The organism is Desulfotomaculum sp., assembly GCF_982386235.1.
Map to the genome: position 1 here is coordinate 95,544 of NZ_CEVWQM010000007.1, position 14,662 is coordinate 110,205.

At 43.8% G+C, this 14,662-nt stretch carries 17 protein-coding genes; all 17 read right to left on the reverse strand.

Features of this window, described 5'->3' with window-relative positions; translation table 11 throughout:
• Positions 1-29 precede the first annotated feature (29 nt).
• The 17 genes from AC1U9Z_RS06140 to AC1U9Z_RS06220 all read right to left on the reverse strand — a co-directional run bounded on the left by AC1U9Z_RS06140 (position 30) and on the right by AC1U9Z_RS06220 (position 14,487).
• Positions 30-734, reverse strand: a complete 705-nt coding sequence (locus AC1U9Z_RS06140; RefSeq protein ID WP_479956364.1) for a cupin domain-containing protein — start codon at positions 732-734, stop codon at positions 30-32.
• 19 nt (positions 735-753) lie between these two features.
• Complete coding sequence (locus tag AC1U9Z_RS06145; protein ID WP_479956366.1) at positions 754-1,299, reverse strand: BMC domain-containing protein; 546 nt, start codon at positions 1,297-1,299, stop codon at positions 754-756.
• A gap of 13 nt (positions 1,300-1,312) precedes the next feature.
• Positions 1,313-2,632: a 4Fe-4S dicluster domain-containing protein gene (locus AC1U9Z_RS06150; RefSeq protein WP_479956369.1), complete on the reverse strand. Its 1,320-nt coding sequence runs from the start codon at positions 2,630-2,632 to the stop codon at positions 1,313-1,315.
• Positions 2,633-2,650: 18 nt separating this feature from the next.
• On the reverse strand, positions 2,651-2,947 hold the full coding sequence (locus AC1U9Z_RS06155; protein WP_479956371.1) for a EutN/CcmL family microcompartment protein: 297 nt from the start codon (positions 2,945-2,947) through the stop codon (positions 2,651-2,653).
• A 6-nt stretch (positions 2,948-2,953) separates the two neighbouring features.
• Positions 2,954-3,805, reverse strand: coding sequence for an ethanolamine utilization protein EutJ (gene eutJ, locus AC1U9Z_RS06160; protein WP_479956373.1), 852 nt, complete (start codon positions 3,803-3,805; stop codon positions 2,954-2,956).
• 4 nt (positions 3,806-3,809) lie between these two features.
• Complete coding sequence (locus AC1U9Z_RS06165) at positions 3,810-4,577, reverse strand: hypothetical protein (protein ID WP_479956375.1); 768 nt, start codon at positions 4,575-4,577, stop codon at positions 3,810-3,812.
• Between the two features lie 37 nt (positions 4,578-4,614).
• On the reverse strand, positions 4,615-4,899 hold the full coding sequence (eutM, locus tag AC1U9Z_RS06170) for an ethanolamine utilization microcompartment protein EutM (protein ID WP_333529694.1): 285 nt from the start codon (positions 4,897-4,899) through the stop codon (positions 4,615-4,617).
• 182 nt (positions 4,900-5,081) lie between these two features.
• Entirely contained in the window at positions 5,082-5,720 is a 639-nt protein-coding gene (gene eutL / locus AC1U9Z_RS06175) for an ethanolamine utilization microcompartment protein EutL (RefSeq protein ID WP_333529732.1), read from the reverse strand.
• Positions 5,721-5,764: 44 nt separating this feature from the next.
• Positions 5,765-7,237: an ethanolamine ammonia-lyase reactivating factor EutA gene (locus AC1U9Z_RS06180; RefSeq protein WP_479956378.1), complete on the reverse strand. Its 1,473-nt coding sequence runs from the start codon at positions 7,235-7,237 to the stop codon at positions 5,765-5,767.
• 14 nt (positions 7,238-7,251) lie between these two features.
• Positions 7,252-8,157 carry an ethanolamine ammonia-lyase subunit EutC gene (eutC, locus tag AC1U9Z_RS06185; RefSeq protein WP_479956380.1) on the reverse strand — a complete coding sequence of 302 codons (906 nt, stop codon included), beginning with the start codon at positions 8,155-8,157 and terminating at the stop codon, positions 7,252-7,254.
• A 3-nt stretch (positions 8,158-8,160) separates the two neighbouring features.
• On the reverse strand, positions 8,161-9,534 hold the full coding sequence (locus AC1U9Z_RS06190; protein WP_479956382.1) for an ethanolamine ammonia-lyase subunit EutB: 1,374 nt from the start codon (positions 9,532-9,534) through the stop codon (positions 8,161-8,163).
• 111 nt (positions 9,535-9,645) lie between these two features.
• The gene (locus AC1U9Z_RS06195; RefSeq protein WP_479956384.1) at positions 9,646-10,119 is read right to left on the reverse strand and encodes an ANTAR domain-containing response regulator; all 474 of its coding nucleotides are present in this window, start codon (positions 10,117-10,119) and stop codon (positions 9,646-9,648) included.
• Entirely contained in the window at positions 10,088-11,563 is a 1,476-nt protein-coding gene (locus tag AC1U9Z_RS06200; protein ID WP_479956386.1) for a sensor histidine kinase, read from the reverse strand. The genes AC1U9Z_RS06195 and AC1U9Z_RS06200 overlap by 32 nt, the downstream gene beginning before the upstream one ends.
• Before the next feature lie 24 nt (positions 11,564-11,587).
• Positions 11,588-12,022: a EutP/PduV family microcompartment system protein gene (locus AC1U9Z_RS06205; protein WP_479956388.1), complete on the reverse strand. Its 435-nt coding sequence runs from the start codon at positions 12,020-12,022 to the stop codon at positions 11,588-11,590.
• Positions 12,023-12,038: 16 nt separating this feature from the next.
• Complete coding sequence (locus AC1U9Z_RS06210) at positions 12,039-12,377, reverse strand: BMC domain-containing protein (RefSeq protein ID WP_333529701.1); 339 nt, start codon at positions 12,375-12,377, stop codon at positions 12,039-12,041.
• Positions 12,378-12,574: 197 nt separating this feature from the next.
• Complete coding sequence (locus tag AC1U9Z_RS06215) at positions 12,575-13,147, reverse strand: ANTAR domain-containing response regulator (protein WP_479956391.1); 573 nt, start codon at positions 13,145-13,147, stop codon at positions 12,575-12,577.
• 134 nt (positions 13,148-13,281) lie between these two features.
• Complete coding sequence (locus AC1U9Z_RS06220) at positions 13,282-14,487, reverse strand: sugar diacid recognition domain-containing protein (RefSeq protein WP_333529703.1); 1,206 nt, start codon at positions 14,485-14,487, stop codon at positions 13,282-13,284.
• Positions 14,488-14,662: the final 175 nt, after the last annotated feature.

Below are 14,662 nucleotides of genomic sequence, written 5' to 3' on the forward strand. Positions count from 1 at the left end.
CTCCCCTCCCGAATTTATATTTTCCGCCTTTACTGCTCTCGCCAATTAGCCGGATAACTTACATAGAAAAATTTAGTACTGGCCGGACTGCTAAAGGTGATGGTCGTTCCCTTGGGCACAAAAAATACGTCACCAGCCTTACCGCCATAAGTTTGTCCATCTACAATAATCTCCAGTTCACCTTCTATCACATATTGATATTCATCGTACCTTAATTCCCACTGGAAAGCACTTTGTTCCATTTTCATAATGCCGGCACACATATTGGGGCTATCGGATAAGGGAAGTACATCCCTTAGTGCTACTTTATCCCGTGGGTTACCCGTGGAAAAGGGCTCACACACAATGGTATCACCATGTATCAAACGCACCCCACTGTGGTGCTTTTCTACTACTGGTTGGCTGTTTACCCCCGTAGTTCCTAAAACGGCTAGTACTTCTTTAACAATTCGTTCTATCAGTTCCGGGCTTGCTTGAACATCCCCCATATTTTGAGAAATAAGCTTTGCCATATCCTGTTTGGACTCACTGCTGCCTACGGTTGTTGGCTCCGTCGGCAGGTGGCTAGCAGGTACTGACACAATTGCATTGTCTGCATAAGTTAGCGTTAGCCCCATTTCCCGTGCACGATCTCTGGCCGATGGGGTAATGATGTGGTCTGGCCCCACGAAAACCTGTTTTTCTCCTCTTTTTGCTCTATTCTCTACATCCCCTGCAGTAATTAAGGCTTTCATTTACTCATCCCCTAATTTATTAAATAATCGCGGTGTGCAGTCTTCTGCTGGGTGATGGTATAACCACCTGATTTACCAATAGTCCCTTTTCTTTAATTAATTCCGCACCGGCTTCCACTGCAGCTTTCACTGCCGCCACATCCCCGGTCATCGTTACAAATGATTTTCCACCAATACCCATACCTGTTCGCACTTCTATTAAATCAACTGCCGCAGCTTTAGCTGCTGCATCCGCTGCCACAATGATCGCTGCAATGGAAAACGCTTCAATGATGCCTAAAGCTTGTAAGGCGGTTACTCCACTGGTGCAGTTAATAGCCGGAAATACCGCCGGGTGTACATTGGGCAAAATGAAATCATCTACTACCGCTTCATTGCCCCTCTCTATACCCACTTCCACGGAACTCTGCACGGCCGCCACATCGCCACTCACTAGCACGATGTATTTACCTGGGCATACGGTATTACAAGTTACTAGTTCTACTAGAGCCGCTTTGACCATGAAATCTGCAGCTTCTATCCCCTTCGCGATGCTGTTGAATTCCACCATCCCTATGGCCAGCATGTTCGCTCCCCCCTCACTCTGTTGCTTCTATTAATATAGAATCGTTTTTTTGTTCTCTTACGATGCCGTCAATACTTGCATGTACCCGAGCTCCTAGCTTGCCTGCGGGAATTTCTCCGATAACCTGTCCCCGCTGCACCAAATCTCCTTCTTGAACCAGTGGTTGACAAGGAAGACCGATATGCTGCCGTAAATTTATTTTAACTTTATTCGTTAAGGGGATTTCTTGAACGGGGGCTGGCTGATCATAGTCTTTAAGACCTAACCGAATAATCAATCGTTTAACTGGTATTTTCCGATCATCCTTGTTATTTGCTGCTTTGGGATCACTTCCGTCACCTTGGTATTTGATACCCGCCTTTCCTAACTCCGCTTTAATTCTTTTATTGATCTGCCTTGGAGACAAATCCATGGGACACGCATATTCGCAAGCCCCACATTCTGAACAAAGCAAAGCTGATTTAACCGCTGCCATGTCATTGCGTGCATAGGCCATCGACCGCATGGTTCGGTGTGGCTTTATACGATGACCCAATAAATTCCGTGGGCATAGCTCACTACAGCGGGCACATTGCATGCACAAAGAACGGGCCTTTCTTAAGAAAATATCAATATTAGCCTGACGCATACGGATGAGTGCATGCTCAACAGGCAAAACAATAAGGCCTTTGGTTGTTTTAGTAACAGGGGTATCCCAATCAGGGATGAGTTTGCCCATCATCGGCCCACCCTCTATCATTGCCAGGCCTGGATTTTCTTGCACCCCAGCCATCGCTAGCACATATCTGATCGATGTCCCGATGGGTACCTTCGCGGTAAAGGGTTTACTTACTTTTCCTGTTACAGTTAGCCATGTGTCCACCACAGGCAGTCCTGCCAGGGCATCGGCAACATTTAATACCGTTTCTACATTATTAACGATACAATTAACCTGTAAGGGTATGCCAGCTTCCGGAACAGAACGGCCAGTTACTTCCTGAACCATGACCTGCTCGTCCCCTGCCGGATAGAAGTCCCCCATCTGAAATATCTCTACCCGACTATCGCCTTTGGTAGCTATCAGTTCCTTGATTGCTTCGCTGTATTTGGCTTTCAGGGCAATGACACCTCTACTGGCACCAACAGCATCCATTATGTGTGTTAAGCCTTGATGTAAATCTTTGGCTCGATCCTTCATTAATTGTTGATCCACTCGTAATAATGGTTCGCATTCGGCACCGTTAATAATGACACATTCTGCTTTACCCAACAATTTAACATGCGTTGGGAAGCCGGCACCCCCTGCACCAACAACTCCTGCTTCTTGAATGGCTTGTACTGTATTGCCTGACAACTGCTCTCACCTCACTTGCTAGCTCTGTTTTTCATCGATAATCCCGATTATGGCAGCATCGATGGGAACTTCTTCAAATTCTTTAATGCGTCGTGAAGAGCTGCCACTGGTTATTAACACTTTATCTCCTACACCTGCTCCCACTAAATCGGCAGCCACCAGCACATTACGTCTTTTTTTTCTTTTATCTTCTTCTTCAGCATCCAGTAATGTATCTAAAATCTCTACTATCATAAACTTTATTCCTGATAGCGAATCTACTTTTCGTGTTGACCAAACATTGCTTACCACTCTGCCAATGAGCAAATCGTTCACCCTCAATCATTCGTTACTAGCAGCACCAGCTCGACAATACATTGCTATTCCAAGGGGAGTAACTAAAAATGGATTTGCTGGTTTTAGCACCGGCACACCTACTATCTGGGATACAACATTTTCTATCCCCTCCAGGCAACTGGTGCCCCCTGCTAAGTAAACTGCTTCAACTGAGTATTCTTTCAAGTGATTGTTAATAATAAATGCTACCTTTTCCATCACAGGCCTTAACAAATGGATTACTTCCGTACGCCCCTGGGGGGATTTCTTTCTGTCTTCTGCTTCTTCAAAGCTAATTTTAAAGGCCCCAGCGATAACAAGACTAAAATGAGTTCCGCCAGTGGGATCATCCGAAACATTCACTACTTTGCCAGCTTGGATAATGGCGGTGCCGGTTGTGCCGCCACCAATATCAACCACCGCACCATCTGTTATGCCCAGAACGGCATTGGCAGCAGTTGGTTCATCAATTTCTGCTATTACTTCAAAGCCGGCAGCTTCAGCCACATTGCGAATCGTACGAGCATCGCCCTTGCCTGTCCCAGGCGGAAAGGCAACTGCAGCTAAATCCAATACACGGCCCAGTTTTTCTTCCAGTTGAGCTTTTAAACCTCTTACAATATCCACAGCACCTAGATAATCTACTACCAGTCCATCCTTTACTACCTGAGCAAACTGCATCGCTCCGGCCACTGGATTACCCTCTTCATCGATAACCGCTAATACAATATAGGCAGTTCCTAAGTCTACACCTGTATAAAGCTTTACGCCCGGCTCAACCTTTTTAGGGTTTTCAATAACGGATGCAAATTTTTGTAAAATGCTATCACTGGAACTTAAATCTTGCGTGGTGTCCACCTTATCACTCCCTAACACTGCCTAGATAGTACTTACCTGCCTTCAATTGGCACATCATAATGTAGATCATGCTGCTCATGCGATTTAATGTTTGCATTATGTCACCCCGGGATGTGGTTCCATCTTCTTGGCAAAAAACATCAGCAGCTATCAATTCTGTTTCCCTCACCAGGGTACGTATTATATTAAGCCGCGACATGAATCGCCCGTGGGATGGATCAGGCAGGAAGTGCTTTACACCAATGTGTTTCTCTGGGTAATGTGAAAACTCACGGATGGCTTGGGCATCCAACCCTGCAAAGGTTGGTGCAGGCAGTTGTTCCCCGGTAACCTCCGCACGCATTAGTGCCCTGGAAAGCTTTAATATTTCAATCATTTCCTCTGCTATTTGGCTAAAACCCATTGTTTGCAAATCGATGATCGTTTCTATGATCTGGGCCTGTAGGGAATCCAACTTACCTCTTAGACGAATTACCGGATGACGCTTATCCACCAGATTTTTCCCTCTTAATTGGGTCATATGTTCAGGCTTTTGTTCAATAGCCTTGCCATCTGGCAGCAGATATCCCTTTGTATTTCTAGGGCTACCCGCTAAATTCACCTCGGCATTCGAGACAGGGGGATTGTTGTCCCCTGTCTCAACCTTAATACGTTTATCTTGCAAAAATTGAACCGCTGCCGGGGTGAGTTTGCAATTTGCCGGAAGGTTAAAGATTGCAAAGGGCTTTTTACGGTATCTTTCTTGCAGCTCCATTTCGGTAAATATTCTCAACGATAAAACCCTCCCCTAACACAGCAATTAATTGGTCCTAGCCCTCTAGCTTAGGAAGGATTAATTCTACATCCGCGTGTGGTCTGGGAATAACGTGCACGGAAATAAGCTCGCCAACCCGTTGGGCTGCTGCTGCACCTGCATCGGTGGCTGCTTTAACAGCACCAACATCCCCGCGTACCATTACCGTAACAAGCCCACCACCAACATGAACTTTACCGATTAAATACACGTTAGCCGCCTTTACCATGGCATCAGAAGCCTCGATGGCTCCGACCAAACCCTTCGTTTCAATTAATCCCAATGCGTTTGCATTACTCATAATTTTTACCTCCTAAATGATTGATTTAATAAGTTTAACTAACTAACTATCCATGGCCTTGGTCACAAACAACTAATAAAAATCAGTCGGCCATGAGCCCTGTGCCGTGAGCCATGAGCCAAAGACCCCAAAGCAAAACATTCACCAAAGCCCAAGGCCCACGGCCCATGGCTCACGGCCTTTTAAATATCCCTCGGTGACCTAGCTACGGATAAAACAGCTTCTTTAAAAGCATCTGCAGCAGCGGTACAGGAACTCTGGGTACCCGTTAATAAGGCCCCGCCAAAGTTTGTTTCACTTGGTGGCCCAAACCAAACCTTCATTTCAACGTCGGCTGCTTTGAGTGCTGCATCTACTGCAAAGGTAGATTCAAGAGGCGGTGCAATGAGGTAGGCAAGCGGTTGACCTTCTTGGATTCCCGCTGTCTTTGATAAATAACTGCCTGTACGGGAAATAACATGTGGGTAAAATGCGATCAGGCCCTGTTCATCCGCCGTATAGAAAAAGGCTTCGGTTTCTAAACAGGTTATGGCTGCTTCCATACCGCTTTTCACTTCCGCCGGAGTTGGTCCCGCCAAAATGCCAATAAATTCACCAGATAATGGCCCCGAGGCATGGGCAGCACCGGCATAAAAAGATTTTGCGTAGACCACATCAACCATTGCCTTTTTGGTCGCTTCATCCAGGGCAGTATAACCAGCATCATCAATACTACAGGTAATCATGCCAATACTACGCTGTTCTTCTTTTAGCTCTAATTTGACGGCTAAGTCTGCTGACACGTTTGGGATAAACTTAACAGCTAAAATATCTGCTTTAATCGGAGTTAAAACTTTACTTCCCCTCCCCTCTGGCTTATTTGGTGTTACGGTTTTTTCTGGTCACTTTCAAATACCAGCGTTTTTATGATTACGGGAACGACCGTGTTAGCCATAATGGGTTCACCGATATCAATGTAATCGCCATCATCCACACAGAGTTGATCTAAACAAATGATTCCTGCCCGGTGACCCAGGTAATATTGCAACGTTTGCCCCAGAACTTTAGCACAATCCTCTTCGAGAATTAATATTAGGGGCTGTTTCGAAGCAATGTAATCCTTGGCGCCTTCTATGATTGTCCTTGCCGCTTCTTGTATTTTGCTAAATTGTACTCCCCCAATTCCTTTAAGGGAGATTGCCAGTGGTTCATTAAACCCATCCAATTGATAAGGTTGTAATTGCCTGACTAGTCCTGCTTTAAAATCAGCCATGTTCGTTGGACATCCCTGGGCAAAAGGTTTTACAACAGGTACATTTCGTATTGGCAAAAGTTCTGGTGCTATCTGTACGGTACTGCCGCTTAAGCTTAAGGTATGAGCCCCCGCACCGATAACGGTAGCCCGAATGGTTTCCTTAGGCTTAACCAGCTGCCATTGCTCACCGATGAAGGCTTTCCTCAGTGCTTCTCCCAAAAATGGTCCAATATCCCCATAGAGAGTTCCCTCAGAAATACTCCAGATTTCTTCGGGCGAGTACACAAAATCAGCCACACCACCGGAAAAACTGATCATCTGAACCGGATAATCTAACCTTAATGCGGGCCCCATCAGCAATCGTTCACTTAATTGGGGAAGCTGAGTAGAAACGACCAGACTTTTTACGGCAGCCGCCATATGACTTGCTATCAAGCGAATTTGGTCTAAAGATATCCTCTCTCCTACTTGCAATGCCAAACCACACTCCTGCATGACCACCCTTGCTGCAGGTGCCAAAAATTTTATCGTGTTGCCGCCCTGCTCCAGTTCAATTAAGCGGCACCCAATATTAATGCAGGTAGCATCGATGGGCGTACCATCTTTAAAAACAGCCAAATTTGATGTACCGCCACCAACATCAAGATTAAGGCATACCCTATGCATGTCTAAAGAAGTTGTGGCAACTCCGGCCCCCCGGCCAGCTATGATTGACTCCATTAAGGGTCCTGCACTGGCCACCACAAAGTTACCGGCATAGCCAGCCATTGCCTCCGAAATTCTACGGGCATTCTCCTTTTTAGCAGTTTCCCCCGTTATGATTACTGCACCGGTATCTACTTCAGCAGGAGTTATGCCCGCCCGGTGATATTCCCGTGTTATTATTTCAGTTACAGCAGGGGCATCTATCCATTCATGGTTTGTTAAGGGAGTAAAATGGATATCACTTCTGTACAAGATCTTTTTTCCGGTAATCGTCATCCTAGGCACAGCCGACCCGGCTGCGGTATTGCTCACAATGATGCGGCTAATCACCAATTGGGTGGTCGTGGTGCCAATATCAATACCGACACTTAATAATTCTTTCGTCAGCTTATCACTCACTGAATTCCCCCCGCCTATTGCAGGCTCAATTTAACCCCACTGGCCTTCGCATCATAAATTGTCTTGATAACTGTGGCTAGGTGAGCCCCTGCTTCGGCCGGAGGTGTACCACCCTTATGAATATTCGATATAACGGTATGATCCGCCACCAATGTTGCGGGGCCCGGCTTATAAACCAGGTAAGCACTCATGCTCTCAGAACTTCCTAAACCAGGTCTTTCACCTACCAGGAGCACGACCACCTCCGCTTCCAAAACCATGCCAATAACATCCATAACATCTACTCGGCCAAATTTAACAAAGATATCCCTGCCGGATGTGAGGTTTTGCGCCTGCAGTCCTTGTTTTAGTGAGGGCAAAATCTCTGCTAAGTTTGCCTCAATTGCTTTAGAACTCAGACCATCTGCAATTACAATTTGCACTTGTGGTTTTAGACTACACGTTTGTTTTATCTTGGCTATTTCTTCATCTGGCAGTTTTCTACCCAAGTCGGGCCGAGTTAAATATTGATCCTTATCCTGAATTAAGGTTTTTACCTTAACCAAATCAAATTTTTCTAAAAACTGTTCGTTTACTTCTTGAAAAACTGCATCCTGGGCCGTTGCATGGTCTGCTCTAAAGCGCAACAAGGTACGTGTTAAGGGTCTCGGGCCACAGCGCCAAACGCCAATACGTGCCGTTGTTGTCTGCTTATAATAGGCTAATGCTGCACTGTCCCTGGGGTGAGGAACAAGAATTTCCTTTTGCAGATCGATGGCTGAAAAATCTTCCAAATCTTCATCTACCACATTCCCCTCGCCGGCAGGGATGCTCTTGTCATTTTCTAAGCCGTTAGCTTCTATTTGATTATTTTCCGCCACCGTATCATTCATTTGTTTAACAACGGCTTGCACGATCTGGCGAATTTGTTCTTCTAGCACGGATTACACCCCCTTTCGCGTGAAAAATGAGGTATCACCGGCCTTGGCAGTAAGTCGCCCATTTTCCAGCAGGCCCATTTTGATCAGCCATTTTTCAAAGGCCGGTAAGGGTCGCTTGTTTAATACCTGTCTTAAAGTTGCATTATCATGGTAACTGGTGCATTGATAATTCAGCATGACATCGTCACCCATGGGAATGCCGATAAAATACGTTACCCCGGCATTGGCCAAAAGAACCGCTAAGTTTTCAATGTCGTTCTGATCTGCCTTCATATGGTTTGTGTAGCAGGCATCTACACCCATCGGAATACCGGTTAACTTACCCATAAAGTGATCTTCCAAACCAGCACGGATTACCTGTTTAGCATCATATAAATACTCTGGTCCAATAAAACCCACCACGGTATTGACCATAAATGGCTGTAAGTGCTTGGCCAAACCATAGCAACGGGCTTCCAAAGTTAGTTGATCCACGCCATGGTGGGAATCCGATGAAAGCTCTGAACCCTGACCCGTTTCTAAGTACATTACATTGGGACCCGTCCCCCGGCCATAACTAAGGGCTAATTCCCTCGCTTGTTCCAACAAACCCACACGAATACCGAAAGCTTCATTCCCTTTTTGGGTACCTGCGATGCTTTGGAAAATACAATCCGCCGGTGCCCCTTTTTCGATGGCTTTCATCTGTGTGGTTACATGGGATAAAACACAAACCTGGGTAGGAACCTCCCACTCCTGCACAAAGTTATACATGGTCTCTAAAGAGCGAGTCGTACTTACCACCGAGTCTTCCACTGGATTTAAGCCCACCAGAGCATCCCCAATGCCATAGGCCAAGCCCTCCCTCAGTGAGCTAAGTATCCCCTCCGGGCTATCGGTGGAATGGTTTGGCTGCAAACGGGTTGCCAGTGTTCCCGGCAAACCGATGGTCGTGTTGCAGTGGGCAGTAACGATTAATTTGCTAGCACCATAAATTAAATCCAGGTTACTCATTAGTTTCGTAACAGCCGCCACCATCTCACTTGTTAGTCCCCGGCTTAGCCGTCTCAAACAACCATTGTTCGTTTCATTGCTTAGGATAAACTCCCTCAGCTCTGCAACCGACCAACCTTTAATTTGTTGATAGATTGGTTGGTTGATATGGTCATATATTACTCGGGTAACTTCATCCTCCTCATATGAAACGGATGGGTTGTTATAGATATCTTCCAAAGTAAGTTCGCTTAACACAACCTTGGCAGCCACTCGCTCCGCAGCCGATGTAGCGGCAATACCGGCTAAGATGTCCCCGGATTTTTCTTCACTGGCCTTTGCTAATACCTCCCGAACAGTTTGGAAGGAGAACACTTGGCCAAAAATCTTGGTCCTTCGTTTCATCCCTATGCCTCACCCCTTGTCAGTTCGTTCTATCTAAAAACAAAAAGGTCCTTAGGCATGAAATCAACAAACGTCATTCCATACCCTAAGGACCTCTTTGCCCCGTGTATTCTATTTTGATAACTTACCACTGGTATTTTTGAGTTTTTCTTGTCGGATGTCTTTGTTAAGACGTTCTTTCAATTGCACTTTTTCATGTTTCAATAACATGATCTCCCGGTAACGCTCCCAGGCAATCTGCAAAGCTGGTGCCAGCTCCTTCTCCGTTACAGGTTTGGTAAGGTAACCCATTACCCCAGCATCCAAAGCACTGGTTATTAACTCATCTTCACTGAAGGCTGTCAGTAATATCACCATGCCGAGTTTTTCCCCTGTAATCAGCTTCGCCGCTTTTATGCCATCCAGCTTTGGCATCTTGACATCCAGTATTGCTAAATCAGGTTTTAATTTTCGCACTAAATCCAGCGCCAGCAATCCATTTGGGGCCTCACCGACTACTTGGTGTCCCAGCTCAATAAGCATCTCCTTTAAATCCATACGGGTTAGAAACTCATCATCTGCCAATACGATTCGCAGGGACTTCACTGTTTTCAACCCCCCAAGGGAAGTCAATTTCCACGACTGCGCCAGCATCATTGTACATGGTTATATTGCCACCTAAACTTTCTCCAACAAGTGCTTGGGTTATCTGCAAACCAAGGTTTGCATTAACTGCAATGTCAAATCCCTCTGGAAATCCTGCCCCACTGTCATGAATGACGATCTTAACCCTCCCTTTATTTTGCTCTATATCAATGGTTAATTTACCATTGATGGCATTATTGAAGGCATATTTAAATGAGTTTTGGATGATTTCATTGACTACAATGGCTACCGGTGTGGCTTGTTCGGATGCAAGATAAATCACATCACCATTCACGTCAATGGTAATATTTTGATCCGGCGGCAGCATATCGGTTAAAATATTTACGATATCTTGGATACACTCCCGCAACTCAATCACATCGGGGCTTTCTCTGGAAAATCGCTCATGTACTAAGGCGATGCAACCAATACGGTTAATACTTTCCTGAAAAGCTACCCGGGCTTCCTCATTATTTACCCGCCTCATCTGCAATCGCATCAGACTGGAAATGGTTTGCAGATTGTTTTTTACCCGATGATGTATTTCCTTGATCACTGCGGATTTGGCAATCAGCTGCTTTTCCTTTTTACGCAGTTCCGTTATATCCCTTAACAAATAAACGGTACCTCGTACATCTGTTTTATCAAGGATATGTAAAGATCTTGCTAAGAGATTACGTCCATTAATATTTACTTCATTTACATCGGAATCACTGCTAAATATTAATTTTAACGCATCGATCTCTTGGGTTAGTTCATCAATCGCCACTCCTATGGGGTTAATACCTGCCATTAGACTCTTTAACCAACCATTGGCTATTTTGTTCGCATAAGAAATTCTACCATCATAATCGATAATGAGCAAAGCATCATGGATTAATGTTGGGAAGAGTTCTTCGACATTCGAAAGATTCAATAAAGTATCCGTAAGTTTTTGGGTCGTATTCGAAAGGACCTCCACTGTTTTCTCTTGCCTTACCTGAAAACTGTTATCCCTTTCCATTATTAATACGGCAATAACCTCACCTTGGTTATTTTTGATTGATTTAACCCTTTGGCTGATGGGAACACCTTCCTGGCTAACCCCTTGCATGTTTACCATCGTTTCGCCTTTTTCATAGGTTTTAAAAATAGCCGGTTCATTAAAGCGCAAGGCATACTTACCAACGACATTTTCTTTATATAAAGATGGCGCATTCGTAGGCTTTGCCTCAGCCACCACCATGAAAGCCTCCGGATCTTTGGTAGGAACATCAATGAAAATATCCGACCCGGTAAGATCAGCAAAATCCTGCAAGTTATTGAGTAAACCTTGCAGAATGTGGATATCCGATTCTGTTAAATTACTGTTTTCCCGGCAAAGGTCAGCTAATCTCTGTCCTTGCTTAATGGTGTAATAAGGCACGCTTAGCACCGCCTATTGTTTATTTCATTCCCTCGCTAGTCTTTCTTTTAATTCTTTAATACCCTGGCCATTTATGGCCGAAACAACATACACATCATTGCTTTTTAAGGCTACCGTTTTTAATAATTGTTTTGCTTTTTCAATGTTCGCTTCTGGATGATCTATTTTTGTTATGACACCAATCGTGCTGCAAGGAAAGCTTTGGGCAATTCCCGGTGGGTAAATACACCTTTCACTGGTGGCATCCTGTAAAAAAAGCACATCCTTTACTTGTAAAGCGGTTGCCAGTAAAGCCCTATAAAAGCGTGGGTTTTCAATATATTCACCGGGGGTATCTACCGTGTAGGAATCAAATTCCATGGCCTGAGTCTTTCGTACATTTAAACTGTCTCCTTTTAGTGCAGCTATCAATGTACTCTTGCCAGCACCCACAGCACCTACCATCATCGCACGTCCCATTTAATTTCCCCCCATCCTAAGAACGAGTAATATCGCAGGAAGTATAACTCAATTTATCCCTTAGAACCCGATTGACCTCCATCAATGCTTGTTCCACCGCAGCCACATCGCCAGTAATGACTAAAGATCCGGTAAAACGGTCTAAGAAACCGATACGAACGTCGGCAGCCTTAGTAGCAATGTCCGCTGCAATGATAGCAGTTTCTCCGGGGGTAAGAGTAAGTATCCCGATGGCACCACCTGCATCTACCCCTAGTTTTCTGTATAAGTCTTCCACCGGGTGAGCTATCAAGTGGGCTAAGGTCACCTGTTTGCCTGGTACATACTCTTGAATTGATCTGGTTTTCTCTATCATCTCTAAAAACCCCTTTAAAAATAGAAGCCTTACCATACTGTTAATACCTATAACAGTACGATAAGGCTTCATTGCCTTGCAGGGTGGTAAAACAAACCCTGTTTTTGTATTTTATTTTAAAGCCTAGCATTGAATATTTTATATATTCTATCGATTGGTTTTTTCTCCTGCTATAATCCTATCAACATTTTTTAACATTATTTATAAGCATTGTATTTATGCAATAATTGTTTAGCTGTAACGATCATCCTTTGCTGTCTTTCCATACTGAGCTTACGCAAGACTTTATAGGCTGCTTCTTCACTGCATCCTAATTTCTGCTGGAGCACTAACTTTGACCGGGAGATAACATCTCTTTCTGACAATGTTTCGGATAGCTCTCTTACTTCTTGGTTTAACCTTTGCATATCTGTAAATCGTTTATAGGCAATCTTTAAAGCCGGTTTTAATTTTCCCCTTACAATGGGTTTAACTAAATAGTAAAGAGCACCACTGTCAATCGCCTTGGTTATCGTATTTTGATCACTAAATGAAGTTAGTAAGACTACTGCGGATAGCTTTTTATCACGAATAACCTTTGTTGCTGTTAAACCATCCACATCTGGCATTTTAATATCCATCAAAACGATATCCGGTCTCAGCTCTTGCGTAATTTTAATGGCATCCCGACCATTGCGGCATTCCCCAATCACTTGATGCCCCAATTCCTCTAATAAGCTACAGAGGTCCATTCTGATAATTGGTTCATCCTCTGCCACTAAAATTCGCAAGATTCCACCCTCCCTAAATTCCATCTGCCGGTATCTCTTACTATTTAATATAACAAATCAACAGCGAAAAGCTATGTGCTTCCAGCACATTTTTAAAGGTATTAATGTGCCCCTGGGTAGTTTTAGCGCCCAATTTAGTCCAACTCTAAAAATAGTAAAGAGAAATATAAAGTCGTAGCATCCCTAAACTTACGCAAATTCAACCCACTGATTTGCTCTATTTTATTTAATCGATAGAAAAATGTATTGCGGTGGATATTTAGTTTCTTGGAGGTATTAATGGGACTAAAACCAGTTTCACACCAGGCACGTATCGTCCGAGCAAGCTCTGGCCAATCTGATTGTTCTTGTAAACTTTTTAATACATTCGCGACAATTTTCTGACCCCTTTGTTTATTTATACTGATGATCAGTTCTTCTAGCTGTAAATCCTTAATATTGTAAATGTCAGACTTATCGTTTAGCTTGTTACCAATCGTTAAGGCCCTAATGGCATCACGGTACGAATTCCTTAGTTCAACCAAATTCATGGCGATGGTTCCAATACCAATGGTTGCATCGATACCCCGTTCTTTGAGGTTAGCTAATAAAGCTAAGCATTTGTTATCAATGTATTCAATAATCGAACTTTCCTTTTTCACCGTTAAGATGGCACGTAATACCACAAATTTATCATTGCCAATAAAACTAGTTATATCCTGGGGGGAATCAAAGGTCTGCTTGATGATATTCAGCACATTCATTATTAACGATTGAATAAGCAGTTCAGGATTATCACCTTCTGAAGCATCACTGCTACGAATTGATTGGGTTAGGGATTTAAATTGGTGCAGGTCGATAACGATAGCTATATGCGGAAGATTGAGATTGTACCCCAGTTCCTGGCCCCGGGATATTAAGACAGCCGTGTCTCCTACATCTAGATCAAAAACAGTAATCTCTCGAATTAAGTTTTGAATCGCATTTTCTCGCAGTTGGGCTGATTTTAATAATACGTTCTCACGCAGCATTATTTCAACTTGTTTTTTTACAATTAATAAAAAATCTCTTACTTTTTCCGGGTCCCCACCTACCCCTACCGTACCAACAACTTTATGAGCAAATTCAATGGGTGCCGTAAAACCGGGCTTAACATTTTTGTATTTTTTTGCCTCATTACTGTCCGTAAATATGGGCGTTCGTAATTTTATAACATCCAACGAGGGTTCGTGAAGACTTCCTATTCGATTTGCATCATCGGAACTGGCAATAATGATACCTTTTTCATCCGTAAGGATTGCATTACGACCAATTATTTTACTCATGGCCAATACGAGTTCTTCTGCCACAACTTTTAGCATAAAAAGCGCTCCTCGTTCGTCCGTAATCATAACAATACAAATAATTCTTCCTAATATTATAGCACACGAAGAATGTCGAATTATGCTTTGGGTATAAAAATTAGCCTTAATTTATCGAAATCTTTGTGTTTATGGAACAATGCAATTAGTTCGTACGAAGAATAAACTAATAATG

What these genes read in the sequence shown, in the direction of transcription:
- AC1U9Z_RS06145 (WP_479956366.1), bottom strand. Translation starts at nt 1,299, where the DNA reads ATGCTGGCCATAGGGATGGTGGAATTCAACAGCATCGCGAAGGGGATA.
- AC1U9Z_RS06210 (WP_333529701.1), bottom strand. Translation starts at nt 12,377, where the DNA reads ATGATAGAGAAAACCAGATCAATTCAAGAGTATGTACCAGGCAAACAG.
- AC1U9Z_RS06190 (WP_479956382.1), bottom strand. Translation starts at nt 9,534, where the DNA reads ATGAAACGAAGGACCAAGATTTTTGGCCAAGTGTTCTCCTTCCAAACT.
- AC1U9Z_RS06220 (WP_333529703.1), bottom strand. Translation starts at nt 14,487, where the DNA reads ATGCTAAAAGTTGTGGCAGAAGAACTCGTATTGGCCATGAGTAAAATA.
- AC1U9Z_RS06140 (WP_479956364.1), bottom strand. Translation starts at nt 734, where the DNA reads ATGAAAGCCTTAATTACTGCAGGGGATGTAGAGAATAGAGCAAAAAGA.
- eutM (WP_333529694.1), bottom strand. Translation starts at nt 4,899, where the DNA reads ATGAGTAATGCAAACGCATTGGGATTAATTGAAACGAAGGGTTTGGTC.
- AC1U9Z_RS06205 (WP_479956388.1), bottom strand. Translation starts at nt 12,022, where the DNA reads ATGGGACGTGCGATGATGGTAGGTGCTGTGGGTGCTGGCAAGAGTACA.